This is a genomic window from Tissierella simiarum (genome assembly GCF_018917865.1).
In the GTDB taxonomy this organism is placed as follows: domain Bacteria; phylum Bacillota; class Clostridia; order Tissierellales; family Tissierellaceae; genus Tissierella_C; species Tissierella_C simiarum.
Map to the genome: position 1 here is coordinate 24,777 of NZ_JAHLPM010000023.1, position 21,613 is coordinate 46,389.

The following is a 21,613-nucleotide window of genomic DNA, read 5'->3' on the forward strand; positions in this document are numbered from 1 at the left end:
ATTTAATATTCTGCAAATTTTTCTAGATTCCTTCTTATTCTTTAAAAAAAGTGAAATGGAAGGTATTACCTAGCCAATTCACTTTCAAAAGGTAATGTTTCTTTTGTTTCATCAGCATTTAATCCAAGATACTCAGCAATAATTTCTCGAGCTAAGGGACCTGCATATCCTCCACTACCACCTTGAAAAATTACTGCCGCTACTGCAATTTCTGGTTCCTCATAAGGAGCAAAGCCTACAAACCATGCAAAATCATCATAGGTATCTCCTGTAGATGGATTAATTCCACTTTTTTCAGCAGTCCCAGTCTTAGTTGCTACTTTCACAGGAAAGCTAGCAAATATCTTCCTAGCTGTACCTTCTGTAGATACCTTTAACATACCAAGCTTAACATGTTCTAAATTATTGTAATCATTAAGTTGAATTCTTTCTGGATTGACTTTATGTTCATATACAGTTTTAGAGTTATCAAAATTCTTTATACTATCTACAACAGTAACATCATGTCTGTATCCTCCATTAGAAAGTGTAGAAATAAAGTTTGCCATTTGTATAGGAGTATAAGAATTTTGACCTTGACCTATGGTTACATTTAAGGTGTCCGATATATTCCAACCTGCTTGATTTAAATAAGTATACTTAATTTTATCAGCTAATCCTTCTCTATCACCTGGTAACCTTTTCTCTGGTTCTAAGCCCAAAGCATTTAACCTTCTTATAACCTCGCCTCTAGTTAATGGCTCTTCCATTTCTGTCCAACTAACAATCTCATCAATAACTTCCTTTATTTCAGATTCGGTTAACTTTACATCATCTTTTATATATCCTTGAATATTTCTGTTTAGATCCTTTTTTAATGAATTTTTTGTAATTATTATTTTTCTTTGAGGATCTGGTACACCGCCAGACATTTCTGAAGGAATATTGGTTTCAATACCAGTCTTGTCATTTAATCCCAACTGTTTAGATAAATTAACTATATCTTCAATATCTACCTTCATTCCTAAAGATTCTCCTGTTCTTTGGTTCTTCCCTAAAGCCACAGAATAAAAGTAATAGTTACAAGAATCTCTTAAAGCATCATATACATTTTCATAACCATGACTTCCTCGACTTTGAGTCCATATCAAACATTTAAATGGTTTATTACCTACTTCTACATACCCCATATCTCTAATAGTTTTTGTAGGACTTAAACCTTTTTCTAAAGCTGCAAGAGCAGTCACCATCTTAAAAGTCGATCCAGGCTGAACTGCTGTCTGAATAGCTACATTATACAAAGGTCTAGGGGCTAATGGATCTTCTTCGTTTTCAGGAAATAGACTTATCCAGTCTGTACTAGATATTCCTGTAGAAAATAAATTTGGATCATAAGATGGATAGCTAACCAAAGCTAACACTTCACCAGTTTTAACATCAATGGCAACTACGGCTCCAGATGTAGCATTAACGTAAGGTCTACCTTTCTTTCTATTTGTTCCAAATTTATAGTCACCCCATTTACTATCATAGGTTCCTCCTCTTTGAATTTGCTCTAAAGTTTTTCTCAAAGATTCTTCTGCGACCTTTTGTAATTTAGAATCTATAGTTAAGTAAATATTGTTTCCAGGTGTAGGTTTTTCTTCATCAATTACACTGGTAGTGTTTCCTTTCACATCTACTTCAACTCTTTTAATTCCATTTTTTCCTCTAAGCTCACTTTCAAATTTTTCTTCAATTCCCGTTTTCCCAATAATATCATTAGGAGAATATTTATTTTCATCTACATACTTTTTTATTTCATTAGGCTGACTAATCTTACCTAGATACCCTAATATGTGAGCAGCTGTATTCCCTTCTGGATAATATCTAACAGGCTCAACAGAAACTTGTATTCCTGGTAACTCCATTAGCCCTTCTTCAATTTTAGCTACCGTAGTATCCTTTATTCCATAGGCTATGTTAATTGGTTGATACGCCAGATAACCTTGTTTATCTAATTGTTCATGTAATGATAATATAGATCTACTTTCAAATTTACTTAAAATATCTGGTATTTCATATCTCTCTTTTATATGATTAAAAGCTTCTTCTGCTGAACTTCCCTCTTCAATTTTATAACTGTTATTCCACTTATTTTTATTGTTAATAGCCACATATTCAAACCCTTTAGAAATAGAAATTCTAGGATTTATTCCATTACTTAAAAGTTGTTCTTGAGCTAAAACTTTTATATTATCATCTGTAATAAAATCTTCTAGAGTCTTAGTTTTCTTTCCATAATCTATTAGTATATCTACAGGTCTCTTTTCTCCAATTGTGTCTTTTCCTGTATATTTATATAAAATTGTATTTTCTTCCTTATTTAGCTCAGCAGTAATAGGTACATCTGTTCCTTTTTCTTTTATCATATCAATTAATATTTGACCAGGAATAATAGTTTTACTGTTTCCTTTACCTTCCTCTGAAACTATAGTTTTTTCAAGCATACTTTCTAGAGAAGTACTAATGACTATGTTTACAAAATCCTCTTCTGCTGTAGTAGTTAAAGTTACTCCAGGATAACTTTTCATCAAGGTTCTCTTTTGCTTTAAATACTCTTCATCAAAAGTAAGAGAGTACTCAACTAAATTAATATCTTGAGAGAGATTTTGCCCTTCTAAAAGTTGAAATACTAATTGACGTGATATAGGATGATCAATTATTTTTCTAATAATAGTCTTATCATTGTTAATTAATTTCATTAAAGCATTTACGGGCTGTGTATCTACACCTAAACTATATTGCTTTTTCCATTTTTCTATATCCTTGTTAGGGTCATAAGCAATATTTAATCCTTCCTCCGATAATTTGGTAATTATAGGAACGTCTATTCCCTTGTTTTCCAAAGCATTTATTGCTCTATTAGCTGTAATAAATTGATAATGTTCTTTATATTCTCCATGCTGATAATAAGTACCCAATATTTCTGGTAATAAATTGTTATTAATTATAATATCAATAACCTTATCGTTGGGGTTTAAGTTTTCGTTTAAATAATCTTCTTCATTCTTATATTTAAATACATTTAATTCTATAGGGAATTCATCTACATAACTAACTCCGTCTTCTTCTAAAAGTCTAGCTAAAGATAATAAGGCTTTATTTTTTTCTGTCCTATCTTTCCTAATTAATTCATCTTTTAAAATTTGAACAGTAAAACTAGGTTTATTTCCAGCAAGTAATCTTCCATACCTATCTCTTATTTCACCTCTAGGTGCCGTAGTATAAACCTCTTTAAGCCTTTTATTATCAGCTGTATATCTATATTCATCCCCTTTGACTATAGTTAATGTAGCCAATCTAAAAGATAAGACAAGCATCATTAGTGAAAGAAATATTATTAATATATTATATCTATTCTTTAACTTTTCTAATAGCTTCAATTAACTCACTCCTATCTTCTGCCAAACCTTATAGAAGGCACTATTAATATTTTAGAAAAAATCTTGTAAATTCCAATAGATATTAAACTATTGTATAAAACTTCAATAGATACTATGTTTTTAATTAAAGGTAGAAAAAGAATCTCTCGTGATAAAAAGAACATAAAAACATAATAAGCAAAATTATAAAACAGTGTTGACACGATAGAAATTAAAATAGGTATTAGCACACTATCCTTGGATAGTTTATTTTCAGCTAATCCTATAAAATATCCTACGAAGAAATAAATAAATCCATTGATTCCTATAACAGGACTAAATATAATATCCTGTAACAATCCCATTATTAAGCCTGTAAAACTTCCATAATACTTTCCTCTTAATAAAGAAATAATAACAACAACAACAAGGGTTGTATTTGGAACAACCCCTAATATGCCAATATACGGAAGTATAGTGCTTTGTAATATAAAATTAATTATTATGGTTAAAAATATTATAAGTATTGTCACTTTCATCCCCCGATTACTAATCCGAAATTACATATACTCTATATAACTTCTTAAAGTTTATGGCTGGATTAATGGTTATTCTCTTTATTAAATCCTCATCATGTTTAACTACCTCACTTACTTCACCAATGTATAAATCTTTAACAAAAGCTCCTCCTAACCCAGATGTATATAGCTTGTCTCCTTTTATGACATCTGCTTTACTATCAAAAAGATATCCGCTTATTTGTCCATCTATGCTTCCAGATAAAACTCCTCCGTCTTGAGTCCTAATTATCTTAAAAGATATGTTACTAATTTCATCAATTATAGTAACCACTTTTGCCCAATTATCTCCTACATCTATTACCCTTCCAACTATGCCCTCTTGGAAAACATTTTGATCTATTTCTACACCTTGAATAACTGTAGCACCCTTCTTAACACCATCTTTTAAACCTTTATCAATAGTGAATCTATCATACCAGTTACCAGGTTCCTTTCCAATTATTTGGGAAGTAATTAGGTTGTAGTTAGTTTCTTCCATTAATTTGGCTTCATTCTTTAAGTAATCTGTCTTTCCAATAATATCTTCATACTTTCTATTATCTCGCTCTAATTGGGTGATTTTTTTCTTCAGCTCTTCATTCTCTCTTTTTAATTTCGATATATTTTTTATAGTTTCAAAAAAATCCGTGACTTTTTTTCCAGCATTATATACTATTTTCTCAATAGGAGATAACATATTACCAATTATCTTCTCAAACTTCGTTAAAGCCATCCTCTCACTACTTGTTGCCCCAATTATAATAATTAGAATGATAGCAACACTGGTTACTACCATTCTATCCCTATATTTTTTGAAAAAAGACATATCATCACCACTTAGCCTATTCTCTTATTATTAGTCAATGTTTTCTTAAGGACTTCAATGCTATCAAGAGCTTTTCCAGTACCTATAGCTACACAATCTAATGGATTTTCTGCAATATGAACAGGCATTCCTGTTTCAGCTTTAATTAGTCTATCAATTCCTTCTAGTAAAGCCCCTCCTCCCGTTAACATTATACCTAGTTCCATAACATCAGCCGCTAATTCTGGCGGAGTCTTTTCTAAAGTAGATTTAATTGCTTCCAAAATACTATATATAGGTTCTTTCATTGCTTCATAAATTTCTTTAGAAGTTATCTCTATAGGTTTTGGAAGACCACTAATTAAGTCTCTTCCTCTAATTTGCATTTTAGACTCTTTAGCTTTTATATCAGCTGAACCAATAGTAATTTTTACTTCTTCAGCTGTACGTTCTCCTATCATTAAACTATATTCTTTCTTTATATAGCTTACTATGGACTCATCCAATTCATCTCCACCTACTCTAATGGACTTACTTGTTACAATTCCTCCTAAAGATATTATCGCTACCTCTGTAGTTCCACCACCAATATCTACTATCATACTTCCTGTTGCTTCTTGAACTGGTAGACCTGCTCCTATAGCGGCAGCCATAGGTTCTTCTATTAAGTAAGCATCCCTAGCTCCAGCATGAATAGCAGCTTCTTCTACAGCTCTTTTCTCTACTTCAGTTACTCCACTAGGTACGCAAACTACTACCCTTGGCTGAAAAAGAGATCTTCTTTGAGTAGATTTTCTAATAAAATATTTTAACATGTTTTGAGTAACATCAAAATCTGCTATAACTCCATCTCTTAAAGGTCTTATAGCTACAATATTTCCTGGAGTCCTACCAATCATTTTTTTTGCTTCTTCTCCTACGGCTAATACTTGCTTTGTATTAGTCTGAATCGCAACTACAGAAGGCTCTCTTATAACTATATCTTTTCCCTTTATATATACTAAAGTATTTGCAGTTCCTAAATCAATACCCATATCCTTTGAAAATGCACTAAATAATCCCATTTTATTTACTCCTTCCTTTCACAAAGCCTAAATTAGATTTTTTTCCTTAAAACTTATATATCTATTGTCTCCAATTATAATATGATCTAACACTTTTATACCTACTATATTTCCTGCTTCTATAAGTCGATTGGTGATATTAATATCTTCATTACTTGGACTAGGATCTCCACTTGGATGGTTATGTATTAGTATCATAGAATTCCCACTTCTTTTTATTGCTACATTAAAAACCTCTCGTGGGTGAACTATGGAAGCATTTAAATTACCAATAGATATATTTTCAATAACTATAACTTGATTTTTAGTATCAAGTATAGCAATTTTAAAATGTTCTTTCTTTAAGTATCTCATTTCACCCATTAGTAAATCTACTAAGACTGAAGGAGATGTAACCTTAATCTTGCTTTCAGTTCCTCTACTGTTTAATCTTTTTCCAATTTCAATAGCTGCTAATATTTGAGCTGCCTTACAGCTTCCAATTCCCTTTATCTCGGTCAACTCTTCTAATGTAGCATCTGTTAAAAATCCAATGCCTCGATTATCTAAACTTAAAATTCTTCTAGCTAAATCTATAGCTGTATCTTCTTTATGTCCTGTTCTTATGATTATTGCTAACAATTCTACATTAGATAAAGTTTCTACTCCATAATTATATAATTTTTCTCTAGGCCTTTCACTTAAAGGAAGATCCTTTATAGTGTAGCTCTTACTAACATCTAGTTTTCCCCCCATACCCTCACCTACTCATTTATAATATATTTAATTTATAATATATTTATATTAAAAAATTTATTCAGCAAGTGGTCTAATTTCCCTAAGGGTAACCCTACTACATTTGAATAACATCCCTCTATTCTTTCTACTAAAATTTCACCATATCCTTGAATTCCATAAGCACCTGCTTTGTCTAGATATTCCTTAGTGCTAATATACTTTTTAATCTTATCTTCAGATAAATTTCTAAATTTTACTTTTGTTCTCTCATAATCTACTAACTTAATATTGGTATTTACTTTAATAATACTTATACCAGTAATAACATAGTGTTCTCTCCCACTTAATAATTTTATAATTTCATAAGCTTCTTTTTCATCTTTTGGCTTTCCTAAAATGTTTTTTTGAAAAGCTACAATAGTATCAGCTCCTATAACAATCTCGCTTTCGTTAAATCTTGTACTAACTTCATAGGCCTTCTCAAAAGCCAAAGACATAGCTATTTGTTCAGGTTCTTCTCCACTAATAATTTTTTCTTCAATATTGCTTTCTACAATAACAGGATTTAACTTATATCTATTTAATAACTCTCTTCTTCTAGGAGAAGAAGAAGCTAATATTATCTTATCCATAATATCTCCTTTACTTAAGCTAAAAAAATACATTAAAAGTTTTTTTTAAGTTTTTTACTATAAAAATAGACGCTAGCCCTACAAAATATCCAGTAAAAAGACTGGTTAACAACAATATTGGTAAATATGAGTAAATCTTCATGTTGTTCATTATAATTACAGCTATGGTTACTTGAGCAAAATTATGAGCTACTGCTCCAAAAATGCTAACTCCTATTAAACTGAAAATTGATGGAAAATATTTGTATACTAGAAACATTAAAATACAGCTTAGTATAGCACCAGATAGGCTATAAAATAGACTAGATATACTGCCAGTAACTAAAGTAAACACCAAGCTTTTTAATATACCTACTATTAAAGCTTCTTTAAATCCAAAAATAACCAGCGTTACCAAAATTACCATATTCGATAAACCAAGCTTTGCACCTGGTACTATAACAGGCATAGGCATTGCAGACTCTATAACGCTTAAAGCTAATCCCACAGATACAAGTAGAGATAAAAAAATTATCTTTTTCATTTTCTTCATAACTATCAATCTTCCTCTTAATGACTAATATAATCAACATCTCTTTCTTCTTCTAAACCTTTTATCTCGATTACTAATTTATTAGGTAGACATACTATGACTTCACCTGGTTTTGAAATATATCCCTGCTTAACATCTAGTTCATCAGGACAACTAGCTTCAATAACCCTTACTTTTTCATCTCCAATTTCAATTAAATTATAGCCAAACTCAGTTTCAATAGGGAATGTCTTTCCAATTATTTTTTTATCAAATATAATTTTTTTATACTCCTTACCATTTACTTGAATACTTACATATTTCTCTTTATAGTTGATTGCTTTATTCTTTATAAATCCTAATGAAATAAGACTAATTACTACTATAAAAATTATCAAATATTTGTCACCTTTTGTCAATAGTACCACCCTTTTTAATATAGATCTATGCCCATTCCATATCATATTTAGTTTACCATTTATACTTTTTATTTACAAGTTACAATTTAATAAAAACAAAAGAGCCTAATAAAAGGCTCTACTGTTTTACTGCTATACTCTTCTTTAAAGTTGAATAAATGGCTTTTGTCGGACATTTTTCGGCACAAATTCCACAATTTGTACATTTATCATAATTTATCCTTGCCAAGTTATTCTCAAATGTAAATGCACTAACAGGACAATTTTTAACACATATTTGACATCCTATACATCCTATACCACATTGACTTCTTACTTCTTTACCTGAATCATTACTTTTACACTTAACCATTACCTGTTGATCATAAGGAACTAAATCAATAATTTTCTTTGGACAAACACCTATACACATCTTACATGCAGTACATTTTTCTTTATCTATTACGGCTATTCCATCTACTATTTCTATGGCTCCAAATTGACAAACCTCTTTACAAGTTCCACATCCAAGACATCCATAAGAACAAGCTTTACTTCCTCCTGCCAATATATTAGCAGCTCTACAGTCTTTTAAACCTTCATACCTATATTTTTCTTTAGCTTTTTCACAATCTCCTTGACAAAGAACCACTGCAACATTTCTTGCTACATTTGCAGCATTAACGCCCATTATATTCGCAACCATTCCTGCTACCTTTTTACCGCCAACACTACATGCATTAACAGGTGCTTTTCCTGTAGCAATAGCACTTGCTAATCCATCACAGCCCGGAAATCCACAAGCTCCACAATTGGCTCCTGGTAAAACACTCCTCACTTCTTCTACTTTTGGATCTACTTCTACAGCAAATACTTTAGAAGCTATAGAAAGGCTTACTCCAAACAATAAACCTAATCCACCTAACACAATAATTGGGTAAATTATTCCAGTCATATTCTTACCTCCTAAACAAGTCCATTAAAGCCTAAGAACGCTATAGACATTAATCCTGCTGTAATTAAGGCTATTGGAAAACCCTTTAATGATTCTGGAACATCTGCTAGTTCAAGCTTTTCTCTTATTCCAGATATAAGTATTAATGCTAAAGTAAAACCAAGTGAAGCACCTACAGCATTAAAAATAGTTTGTATTAAATTAAAACCTTCTTGTATATTTAAAATTGCTACACCTAAAACTACACAGTTGGTTGTAATTAAAGGTAGATAAACTCCTAGCGCACTATATAATGTGGGACTCATTTTCTTAATTACCATTTCAACAAATTGAACCAATGCAGCTATTACTAGAATAAATACTATAGTTTGTAAATATTCTAATTCTAGTCGGTGTAAAATAGATTTTTGTATTACATAAGTTATTATGGATGATAAAGTAACTACAAATGTAACCGCAATACCCATTCCTGTTGCAGTTTCTGTCTTGTTAGAAACTCCTAAGAACGGACATATTCCTAAAAAACGAGCCAATACAAAGTTGTTAACAAAGATAGTACTTATCAATATGGTAAATATGCTCATTTAGCCTTCCTCCTTATCTATATTTCACTTGAAGCTTTTTTCCTTCTAATATTATTAAAAATACCAATTAATATACCAAGTAAAATAAAGGCACCTGGTGGCATAATAAAAATTAATGCAGGCTGGAAACCAGGTCCAAATAGACTTTTTCCAAATATGCTACCGGCACCAATTATTTCTCTTAGACTACCTAGTATAAGTAGTGCCATAGTATATCCTAATCCCATGCCAAGACCATCTACCACAGATGCTACCACACCATTCTTTGAAGCAAATGCCTCTGCTCTTGCTAAAATTATACAGTTTACTACTATCAACGGAATAAAAAGTCCTAGGGATTGATAAATTGATGGAGCGTAAGCTTTCATAAACATTTCAATAATAGTAACAAAAGTTGCAATAACTACAACGAAAGCTGGTATACGAATCTTATCAGGTATTACATTACGAAGTAACGATATAACTAAGTTTGAACCAACTAAAACTACAATAACAGATAATCCCATGGCTACACTGTTTACAGCAGAAGTAGTAACAGCTAAAACAGAACACATACCTATTAGTTGTACAAATATAGGATTATCTTTTATTAAACCATTATAAAAAACTTTGGATAATTTCAACGTTCACACCTCCACACAGTTAGTTTACAAGTTTTGAAACAAATACTTCCCTTGCAGCATTAACTCCTGCTAAAACAGCATTAGTAGTAATAGTGGCACTTGTCAATGCTTGCACTTCACTTTCTCCAGAAGGATTTTTACTTGCATATAATTCATTTGTTACAGATTTATTCTTGAAGGAATCAGAAAAATAGGATTTTGTTGAATTCGCACCAAGTCCTGGTGTTTCACTATGATTTAGCACCTTCATTCCAGTAATCTTTCCTGCTAAAGAGAAACCTGTAATCATAACTACATCTCCTCCATATCCACTGGAAACACTTTTTATTGTATATCCTACTAAAGTGCCATTACTATAGGCTTCTGATATTTCTAAAATATTTGAATTGGCATTTTGGATTTCCTTTAATTTATTTTCATCTAAAGTTCTAAATTCATCAGCCTCTGCTACTATCTCTTTCTGAGCTTGTTCATTGGCTATTTTATCTGCCTCTGCAATTCTTTCTGCAGTTATATTATTGGATACAGCCAAAACTCCAGCAGAAATTACAGTTATCAATAATAAAATTAATCCTAACTTTAATGTTTCGTTCATTTATTTCACCTCCCCAAATACTTTAGGGCTTGTAAATTTTTCTATCAATGGAGTAGCCACATTCATTAATAAAATTGAATATGAAACTCCCTCTGGAAAGCCGCCTTTAATTCTAATTAAAGCAGTTAAAACTCCAGCCCCTATACCAAATATTAATTGTCCCATCGGTGTAACAGGGGATGAAGAATAATCTGTTGCCATATAAAAAGCACCTAATATTAATCCACCGCCTAACATGTGATACATTAGATGTTCTGTTTCAACTCCTAAAACTAATAACATAACAAAGGTTGTAGCTAAATATGCAAAAGGTGTTTTCCAACTTATAACTTTTCTAATTATTAAATAAGCTGCACCAATTAATAATAATAAAGCTGAAGTTTCTCCAAGAGCACCACCAATATTTCCAATAAACATATCTTTTACGGCTGGTAGAGATGCCCCTGCTTCTGCTACAGTTGCTGAAGCTCCTGCATCTGCCATACCATATTTCATTATAGATAAAGGAGTAGCTGCTGTCACAGCATCTGGTCCTGGTGAAACAAAGCTTGACATTATAGTAGGCCAAGAAGCTAATAACATAGCTCTTGATGCAAGTGCTGGATTCATAAAGTTTGATCCAAGACCTCCAAAGAATTGTTTAACAACTATGATACCAAAAGCAGAACCTATAACTGGTATCCACCAAGGTGCATTAGCAGGTAAGTTAAAAGCAATTAAAATTCCCGTGATTACTGCACTATAATCATTTATTGTTATTTCTTTTTTAAACAGTTTTTGTATAGTAGCTTCAAAAAATATAGATGATGCTATAGATATTAAGATTAATTTTAATGCATTAATTCCAAAAAAGTAGACACTACCAATTATTGCAGGTATTAAAGCTATAACCACATCTAACATTATCCTCTTAACAGACTCATTTGATCTTATATGAGGAGATGAAGAAACTATTAACATATTATCTAGAACAGCAGTATCTGTTTTAGAAGAATTGATTACTTTGCCTTCCATTGCATTTCCTCCTAACAACTATGATTTTTTCCTTTTTGCAATTATTTCTCTTTTTGCAAATCTTATAGACTCTACTAATGGTCTTTTAGCAGGGCATATAAATGAACAGCCTCCACATTCAATACAGTCTAAAGCATGATATTTTTCCGCCCTTTCAAATTGACCTTTAAGAGCATACCCACTAATATAAAGAGGTTGTAGTTTTACTGGACATACCTCTAAACATTTTCCACACTTAATACAAGGTGAAATAGGTTGAGGCGCTGCTTCTTTTTCAGTTAAAATTAATATTCCTCCTGACCCCTTTATTACTGGCACATCAGCAGTAAATTGGCTTAATCCCATCATAGGTCCGCCCATTATGATTTTACCTGGCACTCCATTAAATCCACCACATTGTTCAATAACTTCTTCAAAAAGAGTTCCAATCTTTACAATTAAGTTTTTAGGTTCTTTTACTCCATTACCTGTTATAGTTACTATCCTTTCATATAAAGGTTCCCCTTCTAATATAGCCTCAGCTATGGCTTTAGCAGTACTTACATTATTTACTACGCAGCCTACATCCATTGGCAATCCACCTGAAGGAACAATTCTACCAGTAGTAGCATTAATTAGTCTTTTTTCATCTCCTTGAGGATATTTTGCCTTTAGTGTAACAATCTGAATATTATCTTCATCCTTTATTACTTCCTTTAAGGCCTTAACAGCATTTAATTTATTGTTTTCAATACCAATAAATCCTTTTTCAACTCCTACAGCTTTCATTATAGCCTTTAAACCAAATATAATCTTTTCTGGCATTTCCAACATAAGCCTATGGTCAGCTGTTAAATATGGTTCACATTCAGCACCATTTAAAATTATTGTATCAATTTTTTTATCTGAAGGAGGTGATAACTTTACATGAGTTGGGAAACCTGCTCCTCCCATACCAGTTATTCCTGCTTCTTTAATAATTTCAATTATCTCTTTTGAAGATAATTTATCCAGATCGCCTTTTGGTTTAACTGATTCATCCATTTCATTAGTGCCATCTGATTCTATAACAACACAATTAGTCCTAATCCCTGTAGGTGTAGTTATGGTTGTTATATTTTTTACAGTACCAGCTACACTTGAATGAATTGGAGCAGATACAAAAGCTTGAGACTGTCCGATTTTTTGTCCAACCTTTACTTTATCTCCTACTTTAACTAAAGCTTCACAAGGTGCACCCGTATGTTGGTGTAAAGGAATATATACAGTTTCTGGCTCTTTTGCATACTCTAATGACAAGTTTTCTGTTAACTCCTTATAATGTGGTACATGTACCCCACCTTTAAAAGTGAGATTATCAAGTTTCATTCTTTTTCCACCTCTTTATCCATATTATAATTAAACTTTTATTAAAATAAATAAGCCCAAATTATGTGTGTGGGCTTATTGTATTCTTTTATTTTATTATAACATTAATTTAATTCGTTGTATATAAAATTGGTCAAATTAAAGACTGTCAATTATTCTTCAAACATAAGCTTAAACCGTTAAAATATCTCTTATACACCACTTATCCACAAGAAGGTACCATCTTATTTTTTAACATTTTCTGACTTATTATGTTTATTTTTACACAGTTCTCAATATCTATTCTTATACTGTATCTTATCAGTATATCCAGCATAACAATTAATGTTTTTTAAATAACAATCATAGTATTTTTTTGGTAATTTTCTATATTGTAATTATGTTTGGATATTAACAATCTTCTTTTGATATGCTATTTTTTTATCAAATTATTACATTAAATTCATATTCTTAATGTGTTTATAAATCATTATAAATAAAACATATTTTCTGTCATAGATTTATACTAAGCTGAATAGGATCTTTTGGATATATGAAGTTAGATATAGATAAACCTATCAACCTTATCTTCTTCGATAATTTAAACTTACTAGTTAGAATATATTTACTAGTTTCAAATATAATCGAAGAATCATTTGTAGGTATAGTTAGGCTAATAGTTCTAGTTTCAATAGAAAAATCATAATATTTAACTTTAACTGTAATAGTCTTTATAAGATATCCATTTAATTTTAATTTTTGTGATAGGTTAAAAGAATACTCTGCTAGTTTTTTTAAAAGTAAATCTATATCATCTATGTCTTCTTCAAAAGTTTCCTCTTCTCCCAACGATTGGCTCATATTTTGACTTTCTACTGGTCTGTTATCTACTCCATTAGCAAATTCAAATATCTCTTTTCCTCTCTTGCCAAATAAATTTATTAAAACTTTCTCATCATAACTTTGAATATCACCTATGGTATATATACCAAGCCGATTCAATTCTTTTTTAGTTTTAGGTCCTACGCCCCATATTTTAGATACAGGTAAAGGACATAAAAATTTTAATTTTTCTTCTTCTTTTATAATAGTAAATCCATTAGGTTTATTTACATCAGAAGCTAATTTTGCTAAAAATTTATTTACTGATATACCTATGGAAGATGTTAATCTAAGTTCTTGCCATATATCATCTTTAATCTTTCTTCCTATAAAGATTGGATCTCTATTATTTATATCTATAAACGCTTCATCTATAGATATAGGCTCTATTATATTAGAATATTTTTCTAAAATATCATGAATTTCTTTTGAAACTTCTTTGTATTTCTTCATATTTACAGGCAAAAAAATTCCCTTAGGACACAACTGCTTAGCCTTACTAATAGGCATGGCTGAGTGAATTCCATATGTTCTAGCTTCATAGGAAGCTGTAGCAACTACACCTCTTGAATATTGAGCTCCTCCAACTATAACCGGCTTCCCTCTAAGATTGGCATTATCTCTTTGTTCTATAGATGCAAAAAAAGCATCCATATCCATATGTATAATTGTGCGTTGACTCATATAAATCACCTATAATTCCTTATAATAAAAATTTAATTAATATATTAATCAAGACTTTTAAAGCAGTTTAAATTAATTTATATCAGGATCACAATCTTCTATATATTAAAAAATCATATACATATGTATATGATAAATGGTGCAGGAGAAGGGATTTGAACCCTCATGAGCTGTGCTCGCTACCCCCTCAAGATAGTGCGTCTGCCAGTTCCGCCACTCCTGCGATATTTAAGTGTCTATATTATATTATAGTCATTTTTGAACATTTATCAACTAATTTTCTTGCTGGAATTCTTTTGGAATATACCACTTTTCTATACCTTCATAAGGATTATAAAAATTAGGATTCATATCTCCTATGATTTTTTTATCTACTAATAAAGCTTTATTTTTAAAGAATAAGCTTACATAAGGTAAATCTTTAGTAATAAAACTTTGTAAATTTCCATAAGCTTTTATTTTATCATCTCTTGTAGATGCATTAAAAGCCTCTACTAATAACTGATCCATAGTTTCATTGGAATACTTTATAATATTAGTGTTATACTTAATCTGAGAAGTATGGAAAGCGAAAGATAACTCTGGTATTACAGATAAACGCCATCCTAATAAAGCAACATCAAAATTACCTTTATTAATTTTTTCATTTATTTGTTCCCACTGTTTCTGAACCATTTCTTCTGTTAAATTATTAGGTAAATTCTCATCAAAATCTTTTATAACTTCTATTCCAATCTTTTTCAAATCGCTTGCTATCATTTCGGCAGCTTTTAATCTTAATGAATTATAAGAATTAGTAGTTAAAGTTATTGATAATTTTTTCCCATTTTCATCTTCTAGTATCCCATCTTTATCTGTATCTTTAAAACCTAATTTGGCCAGTTCTTCTTTTGCCTTACCTTGATTAAATCCATATATATTAGAGTCTTCAGATATTAGCCAAGAATCTGGATGAATTGGTACATCAGTTTGAGTTCCATGACCTAAATATACTTTCTGAATTATAGATTGTCTATCTATTCCATAAGCAATAGCTTTTCTTAAACCTTGACCTTTTTCACCTTTAAAAATTTCTTTATTAAAATTGAACCCTAAAAACTCGTAATTTGGAGATACAAATTCTAGTATTTTTACTCTATTACTTTGATCATATTTTTCCCAATCTACTCCTATTGATGTCGTAACATCTATTTGACCTGTTTCAAAGGCTGTTAAAGTTAAATCTTCATTTTCCAATACCTTTCCAACTACTTTATTTATATAAGGTTTACCTTCTCTATAGTTTTCATTAGCTTCAAGATTTACAGTCTTAAGCTTTTCATAACTAACAAATTTATATGGACCAGTTCCAATAGGAGTATATTCTTTTAACTCAATAGCTTTTATATAAGCATTTTTATCTTCTTTTCCTTGAGTAAATTTATGTTTTGGTATTATTGGAAAAGTTAAGGTCTCTAAATTATTGCTAAAACTTCTATCAAAAACAATATCTATATTGTAATTATCCAATATTCTTACATCCATAATTCTACTAATATCAGAATTATTATAACTACCTAAAGCACTTGAGAATATTTTTTTATATATAGTGTCATTACTAGCATATTTAATTGTATTCACAGTAAAAGCAACATCTTCTGCTGTGAACTTCTCACCGTCATGCCATAACACATTATCTTTTAACTTTATATTGATAACTCTTCCTCCATCTTTTATTGAGTAACTATCTGCAAGCTTATTAGCTATATTTAAATTAGAGTCAAATTCAAATAAACTTTCAAATATAAGCTTACTAAAAAAGTAATAGCTATCATTTTCAGTCATTAATGGGTTTAAAGTGTTAAAAGTAGTTAAAGGTAATGCAATTTGTCCTCCTTCTACAGGACTATATTCTATCTGCTCTTTTTTATCTTCTTGATTACTAAAATTATCTTTAACTATATTGTCTTTATTACATCCAGTAGCTGTAAGTACTATTAAAACAATTAAGACTAAAGATAAACACTTTTTATATCTCAATTTCTTTCCCCCTTAATCATAAGTTTTTTATTGCCTCTTTTATCATACGTCTTATATTATGAATTATACTTATATGAACTGGACTAGAGTCATCAGTTTTATTTAAACCATTCTTATAAAGAAATTTATAAATTTTATAGTTTTTAAGTACTTTTTCTACATACTCTTCTGTTTCTTTAAAAGGTATGACCTTTAAATTTACTCCATCTTCACAGTATCTTTCGTCTAATAGCCACTTATTAACCCTTCCACTTCCTCCATTATAAGCTGCTAGGACTAAATTAATATCTTGATTAAATTCTTTTAAAAGAGTATTTAGATACCAAGACCCTATTCGAATATTTATTTCAGGATCAAATAATAATTCTTTACTATAATTTTCAATTTCTAACTCCTCTGCAGCCCATTCCCCAGTTTTTGGAGATATTTGCATTAGTCCTCTTGCTTCTTTATGTGATACAGCGTTTTTATCATATTTACTTTCAACATTAATAACTGCTGCAACTAAATATGGATCTAAATTGTATTCTTCTGAATATTTTACAATATGACTACTAAATCCTAAAGGGAAGAATGTTGTTACGATTATTCCACACAAAAGTACTAGGATCAGTAGTGCTATAATAAATGTTATAAGCCTTTTAAACATCTTTCTAATTGATAATAACAAATGGATCCCTCCATGGCTAGATTAATTCCTCTAATAATTTGTCTATCTGTTCGTAAAGTTCTTCAATAATGCCACTATTATCAATTATTCTACTGGATCTATTTTTCTTCTCCTCAATTGACATCTGGGCTTTTATCTTAGCTATAGCTTCTTGTCTATCTATTATATCTCTTTTCATTAATCGTTCTATTTGGGTCTCTTCATCAGTATAAACAAGCCATATTTCATGAAATATAATAGAATGCTTTTTCAAAAGCTCTATTTGTTCAAATAACAGAGGTATATCTAGAAATACTAATTTTTCCTTTTCACAATAGTAATTTATATTTTCTTTAATAGCTCGAAACACATAAGGATGAACTATACCATTCAATTTTTCTCTCAAATTAATATTATTGAATATTAATTTGCCCAACTTCTTTCTATCAATAGTTTTATCCATAAGTAAAATATCTTCACCAAAATAATCTACTATTTCTTCATAGGCTGGCATAGATACTTCTACAACCTCTTTTGCTATTTCATCAGCATCTATAACTTTATATCCTTTGCCTTTCAAAATATTGGATACAGTAGACTTTCCTGTACTAATTCCTCCTGTTAGCCCTATTAATAGACACTTATTTTGTTTCATACCAACTTTCACCTACTTTTAAATCTACCTTTAGAGGCACAGCTAATTTTATAGAATTTTCCATAATATTTTTCATAATTCCTTTAACTTTTACAACTTCGTCTTCTGTAGCCTCTATAATCAACTCATCATGAACTTGTAGTATAAGTCTGGATTTTAATTTTCTAGATTTTAACTCATTATATACTTTAACCATTGCCATCTTAATTATATCTGCAGCACTTCCTTGAATTGGTGTATTCATAGCAATACGTTCCCCAAAAGATTTCACGTTAAAATTTTTAGCTTTTAATTCAGGTATATATCTTCTTCTATTTAGAATTGTTTCTACATAACCTTTTTCTTTACCTTCCTCTACTATATCTTCCATATATTTTTTTACTAAGTCATAGTTTTCTAAATAATTTTCTATATACTCTTTAGCTTCTTTTCTAGAAATATTTAAATCTCTAGATAAACCATAATCACTTATTCCATAAACTATTCCAAAATTCACTGCCTTTGCTCTACTTCTCATTAAAGAAGTTACTTCTTCTTTCTCTACTTTGAATACTTCTGATGCAGTTTTTTGATGAATATCCTCATTATGTTTAAAAGCGTCTATTAACTTTGAGTCTTTGGATATATGAGCCAAAACTCTAAGCTCTATTTGTGAATAATCTCCATCTACTAGAAGATAATCATTATTCTCAGGAACAAAAGCCTTTCTTATTTTTCTTCCATCTTCTGTTTTAATAGGAATATTTTGCAAATTAGGTTCCGTACTACTAATTCTACCTGTATTTGTAATAGTTTGATTAAAACTAGAATGTATTCTATTAGTATCTTTATCCACTAAAGTCATAAGTCCATCAATATAAGTAGATTTAAGCTTAACAATTTGTCTATATCTTAAAATATTGTTGACTATTGGATGCTGATTTTTTAATTTATCTAATACTTCTGCATCTGTAGAGTATCCTGTTTTAGTCTTCTTAATAACTGGTAAACTTAGCCTATCAAATAAAATTTCTCCTAATTGTTTTGGAGAATTTATATTGAATTCTAATCCAGCTAATTCATATATTTCCTTTGTTAGTTTTTCTATTTCATTATCATATTCTTTTCCTAAAACTTTTAATTCTTCCAAATCAATTTTAAATCCTATAAATTCCATACTAGCCAATACTTCTACTAATGGTAACTCTACATCATAATATAAGTTAACCATTTCTTGACTTTCTAATAACCCCTTAATAATATGCTCCACTTTAAATACTGTATCTAGAGTAAAAGAAATATAATGGGCTACTTCTTCAATTTTTAAATCTGAATATTTTTTCTTTCCCTTTCCTTTACCTAATAATTCTTCTTCATCAATACCATAATAGTTTAAATACTCACTGCTTAAATCATTAATACTATAACTAGATTGAGCTGGATTTATTAAATATTGACCTATCATAGAATCAAAAGTATAATTTTCAATCTCAATACCTAATCTTAACAATCCTACTAAGTCCAATTTCAAATTATGTCCAATTTTTTCTATGTCCTTATCTTCAAATACAAACTTGAATTTATCTGCAAATATTTCTACATTATCGGATAGATCAATATAATTAGCCATATCGTTGGAAGTTTTTATACCTACTCCCATGATTCTACTTTTCATATAGTTCTCATCTTCAAATATAAACTTAAAGGCAAACTTCTTATCTTCTATTATTTTCTCAACTAATAATTGATAACTTTCTTCTTGAATTATATTGTACTCATAAGAATTATGTTCTTCATCTTTGCTATTAATATGTTCTGTAGGAATTTTATTTATTAAACTTTTAAACTCCAAGCTTTCATAAAGCTCTTTTAATTTTTCCCAATTTGATTCCTTAATTTTTAATTCTTCCATTTGAATATTAATGGGAACATTTATAATTATTTCTCCAAGTCGTCTACTAAGAAAGGCAATACTTTCATTCTCTATTAAAGATTCCTTAAGTTTTTTTCCTCTTATATTATCTATATTTTCATATACCTTTTCAATAGTACCATATTCTTTCAATAATTTTAATCCAGTTTTTTCTCCAATTCCTGGAACCCCAGGAATATTGTCAGATTTGTCCCCCATTAATCCCTTTAGGTCAATAAATTGTTTTGGAGTAATACCATATTCTTTTACTATTTTTTCTTCATTAAATTCTTCCAATTCTGTAATCCCTTTTTTAGTTATTAGTACTCTAGTTTTATCTGAGGCTAACTGGAGATAATCTCTATCTCCTGTAACTAAAGTTACATTCAAGGATTCTTCTTCTCCAACTTTAGCCAAAGTTCCCGCTATATCATCTGCCTCATAACCATCTAATTCTAATTGACTTATTCCCATAGCTTTAAGTATTTCTTTTAAAATAGGAAATTGTTGTACTAATTCACTAGGAGTAGATTGCCTATTGGCTTTATATTGATCGAACTCCTCATGTCTAAAGGTAGGTCCTTTTTTATCAAAAGCTACACAAAGATAGTCAGGATTATATTCTTCATTTATTTTATATAACATAGTTAAAAATCCATAAACACCATTAGTATATATGCCATCCTTAGTTGATAATAAAGGAAGGGCATAGAAAGCTCTATGTAATAAACTACTTCCATCTATAACTATAAGCTTTTTATTTTCCACATTATCACTCCCTATTAACAAACTTCATAATATTTAGTATACCTTAAATACATCTATGAGTAAACAAAAGCTAAAATAAAAATCTTGCTTTTTTCCTATTAATATGCTAATATATCTTTTGTAATACTTTATGCCGCTGTGATGGAATTGGCAGACGTAGTGGACTCAAAATCCACCGGTGGCAACACCGTGCCGGTTCGACTCCGGCCAGCGGCACCATTACTACTGGCACGAACAGTAAAATATAAGAAAAAAGATAGGAAATAATACACCTATCTTTTTTTGTTTTTCTATAAACTTCATAAATATAATGTTTTCTCTTTCCTTTTTTAGTAATATCAGCCATTCCCCTCACTCTTGAATTTCTTTTAAACTTACTTTGTTAGCGTTCAAAAAGTTTGTGCAGATATGCCGGAAATCATGAGATTAACTATAAAAGCTTTAGAAAAATCTTTCATATTCAAAACCTTAGTAACTCTTTAATTTTTCATAGTAATTTTGGTATCTAATATATAAGTTTAAAATAACTTATCCTTTTATTAGTAATAGTATTCATAATACAGAAAAGACGACTGGTATAAACCAGCCGCCCTCGAAAGAATGTTTGTTATTAACCAAGGTGTTTAGCATCATTTTTTCTATTAGGATCAATAACATTAATAGATTGAAGAGTTCTACTGTCTGTTGATATTGTGACTTCTGTTTTTTGCCCTTGTTCATCCGTTACGATGATCTGAACAAATATTTCATAGGCTCTACTGTTAGTTGACTTCGAAAGAGATTTTTCATATTTAATACTGCTTCCATCAATGAATGCAGATATATCCTTAAATTCTGCTTTAGCTGCTTTAACTCCAGAATGTTTTTCTGCAAACTGTTTTGCTAGCTCTAAGTATTC

The 21,613-nt window shown here is 30.1% G+C and carries 20 protein-coding genes and 2 tRNA genes; 1 reads left to right on the forward strand and 21 read right to left on the reverse strand.

From position 1 onward, the window contains the following. Positions 1–65 precede the first annotated feature (65 nt). The 20 genes from KQI42_RS18625 to polA all read right to left on the reverse strand — a co-directional run bounded on the left by KQI42_RS18625 (position 66) and on the right by polA (position 20,715). The gene (locus tag KQI42_RS18625) at positions 66–3,404 is read right to left on the reverse strand and encodes a penicillin-binding transpeptidase domain-containing protein (RefSeq protein ID WP_216521961.1); all 3,339 of its coding nucleotides are present in this window, start codon (positions 3,402–3,404) and stop codon (positions 66–68) included. Positions 3,405–3,415: 11 nt separating this feature from the next. Next, the gene (mreD, locus tag KQI42_RS18630; protein ID WP_246566744.1) at positions 3,416–3,922 is read right to left on the reverse strand and encodes a rod shape-determining protein MreD; all 507 of its coding nucleotides are present in this window, start codon (positions 3,920–3,922) and stop codon (positions 3,416–3,418) included. Between the two features lie 10 nt (positions 3,923–3,932). Next, positions 3,933–4,769, reverse strand: a complete 837-nt coding sequence (mreC, locus tag KQI42_RS18635; protein WP_216521965.1) for a rod shape-determining protein MreC — start codon at positions 4,767–4,769, stop codon at positions 3,933–3,935. Between the two features lie 11 nt (positions 4,770–4,780). After that, a complete protein-coding gene (locus tag KQI42_RS18640; RefSeq protein ID WP_216521966.1) occupies positions 4,781–5,812 on the reverse strand; it encodes a rod shape-determining protein in 1,032 nt (343 codons plus the stop codon). 27 nt (positions 5,813–5,839) lie between these two features. Continuing rightward, entirely contained in the window at positions 5,840–6,547 is a 708-nt protein-coding gene (radC, locus tag KQI42_RS18645) for a RadC family protein (protein WP_216521967.1), read from the reverse strand. A 32-nt stretch (positions 6,548–6,579) separates the two neighbouring features. Then, the gene (locus KQI42_RS18650; RefSeq protein WP_216521969.1) at positions 6,580–7,161 is read right to left on the reverse strand and encodes a nucleoside triphosphate pyrophosphatase; all 582 of its coding nucleotides are present in this window, start codon (positions 7,159–7,161) and stop codon (positions 6,580–6,582) included. Between the two features lie 19 nt (positions 7,162–7,180). After that, positions 7,181–7,693: a Gx transporter family protein gene (locus KQI42_RS18655; protein WP_216521971.1), complete on the reverse strand. Its 513-nt coding sequence runs from the start codon at positions 7,691–7,693 to the stop codon at positions 7,181–7,183. Between the two features lie 17 nt (positions 7,694–7,710). Then, entirely contained in the window at positions 7,711–8,091 is a 381-nt protein-coding gene (locus KQI42_RS18660; RefSeq protein WP_216521973.1) for a NusG domain II-containing protein, read from the reverse strand. 118 nt (positions 8,092–8,209) lie between these two features. Further along, positions 8,210–9,025, reverse strand: a complete 816-nt coding sequence (locus KQI42_RS18665; protein WP_216521974.1) for an RnfABCDGE type electron transport complex subunit B — start codon at positions 9,023–9,025, stop codon at positions 8,210–8,212. Between the two features lie 11 nt (positions 9,026–9,036). Continuing rightward, positions 9,037–9,609, reverse strand: coding sequence for an electron transport complex subunit RsxA (gene rsxA, locus KQI42_RS18670; RefSeq protein WP_216521975.1), 573 nt, complete (start codon positions 9,607–9,609; stop codon positions 9,037–9,039). A 17-nt stretch (positions 9,610–9,626) separates the two neighbouring features. Beyond that, a complete protein-coding gene (gene rsxE, locus KQI42_RS18675; RefSeq protein ID WP_216521976.1) occupies positions 9,627–10,232 on the reverse strand; it encodes an electron transport complex subunit RsxE in 606 nt (201 codons plus the stop codon). 19 nt (positions 10,233–10,251) lie between these two features. Continuing rightward, the gene (locus KQI42_RS18680; protein ID WP_216521977.1) at positions 10,252–10,827 is read right to left on the reverse strand and encodes an RnfABCDGE type electron transport complex subunit G; all 576 of its coding nucleotides are present in this window, start codon (positions 10,825–10,827) and stop codon (positions 10,252–10,254) included. Next, positions 10,828–11,841, reverse strand: coding sequence for an RnfABCDGE type electron transport complex subunit D (locus KQI42_RS18685; RefSeq protein ID WP_216521979.1), 1,014 nt, complete (start codon positions 11,839–11,841; stop codon positions 10,828–10,830). It abuts the gene before it with no gap. An 18-nt stretch (positions 11,842–11,859) separates the two neighbouring features. Then, positions 11,860–13,188, reverse strand: a complete 1,329-nt coding sequence (rsxC, locus tag KQI42_RS18690; protein ID WP_216521980.1) for an electron transport complex subunit RsxC — start codon at positions 13,186–13,188, stop codon at positions 11,860–11,862. Positions 13,189–13,680: 492 nt separating this feature from the next. Then, complete coding sequence (locus tag KQI42_RS18695) at positions 13,681–14,733, reverse strand: DNA polymerase IV (protein ID WP_216521981.1); 1,053 nt, start codon at positions 14,731–14,733, stop codon at positions 13,681–13,683. Positions 14,734–14,870: 137 nt separating this feature from the next. Beyond that, a tRNA-Leu gene (locus KQI42_RS18700) sits at positions 14,871–14,956 on the reverse strand. Between the two features lie 50 nt (positions 14,957–15,006). Then, positions 15,007–16,752, reverse strand: a complete 1,746-nt coding sequence (locus KQI42_RS18705) for a peptide ABC transporter substrate-binding protein (RefSeq protein WP_216521982.1) — start codon at positions 16,750–16,752, stop codon at positions 15,007–15,009. Positions 16,753–16,768: 16 nt separating this feature from the next. After that, positions 16,769–17,422 carry a lytic transglycosylase domain-containing protein gene (locus KQI42_RS18710; RefSeq protein ID WP_246566745.1) on the reverse strand — a complete coding sequence of 218 codons (654 nt, stop codon included), beginning with the start codon at positions 17,420–17,422 and terminating at the stop codon, positions 16,769–16,771. 16 nt (positions 17,423–17,438) lie between these two features. Next, positions 17,439–18,056, reverse strand: coding sequence for a dephospho-CoA kinase (coaE, locus tag KQI42_RS18715; protein WP_216521983.1), 618 nt, complete (start codon positions 18,054–18,056; stop codon positions 17,439–17,441). After that, complete coding sequence (gene polA / locus KQI42_RS18720) at positions 18,043–20,715, reverse strand: DNA polymerase I (RefSeq protein WP_216521985.1); 2,673 nt, start codon at positions 20,713–20,715, stop codon at positions 18,043–18,045. Before polA ends, coaE begins: the two co-directional genes overlap by 14 nt. A gap of 132 nt (positions 20,716–20,847) precedes the next feature. Between polA and KQI42_RS18725 the strand changes: the two genes are divergently transcribed. After that, positions 20,848–20,934 (forward strand) — tRNA-Leu (locus tag KQI42_RS18725). A gap of 391 nt (positions 20,935–21,325) precedes the next feature. Here KQI42_RS18725 and KQI42_RS18730 read toward each other — a convergent pair. Further along, positions 21,326–21,613 (reverse strand): hypothetical protein (locus tag KQI42_RS18730; protein WP_216521987.1); only part of this gene is annotated, 288 nt, incomplete at its 5' end.

Excerpts from the sequence above, each read along its gene's own strand:
- mreC (WP_216521965.1), bottom strand. The coding sequence starts at position 4,769 with ATGTCTTTTTTCAAAAAATATAGGGATAGAATGGTAGTAACCAGTGTT.
- rsxA (WP_216521975.1), bottom strand. The coding sequence starts at position 9,609 with ATGAGCATATTTACCATATTGATAAGTACTATCTTTGTTAACAACTTT.
- KQI42_RS18695 (WP_216521981.1), bottom strand. The coding sequence starts at position 14,733 with ATGAGTCAACGCACAATTATACATATGGATATGGATGCTTTTTTTGCA.
- coaE (WP_216521983.1), bottom strand. The coding sequence starts at position 18,056 with ATGAAACAAAATAAGTGTCTATTAATAGGGCTAACAGGAGGAATTAGT.
- KQI42_RS18655 (WP_216521971.1), bottom strand. The coding sequence starts at position 7,693 with ATGAAGAAAATGAAAAAGATAATTTTTTTATCTCTACTTGTATCTGTG.
- KQI42_RS18685 (WP_216521979.1), bottom strand. The coding sequence starts at position 11,841 with ATGGAAGGCAAAGTAATCAATTCTTCTAAAACAGATACTGCTGTTCTA.
- KQI42_RS18640 (WP_216521966.1), bottom strand. The coding sequence starts at position 5,812 with ATGGGATTATTTAGTGCATTTTCAAAGGATATGGGTATTGATTTAGGA.
- rsxC (WP_216521980.1), bottom strand. The coding sequence starts at position 13,188 with ATGAAACTTGATAATCTCACTTTTAAAGGTGGGGTACATGTACCACAT.
- radC (WP_216521967.1), bottom strand. The coding sequence starts at position 6,547 with ATGGGGGGAAAACTAGATGTTAGTAAGAGCTACACTATAAAGGATCTT.
- KQI42_RS18665 (WP_216521974.1), bottom strand. The coding sequence starts at position 9,025 with ATGACTGGAATAATTTACCCAATTATTGTGTTAGGTGGATTAGGTTTA.
- KQI42_RS18680 (WP_216521977.1), bottom strand. The coding sequence starts at position 10,827 with ATGAACGAAACATTAAAGTTAGGATTAATTTTATTATTGATAACTGTA.
- KQI42_RS18650 (WP_216521969.1), bottom strand. The coding sequence starts at position 7,161 with ATGGATAAGATAATATTAGCTTCTTCTTCTCCTAGAAGAAGAGAGTTA.
- mreD (WP_246566744.1), bottom strand. The coding sequence starts at position 3,922 with ATGAAAGTGACAATACTTATAATATTTTTAACCATAATAATTAATTTT.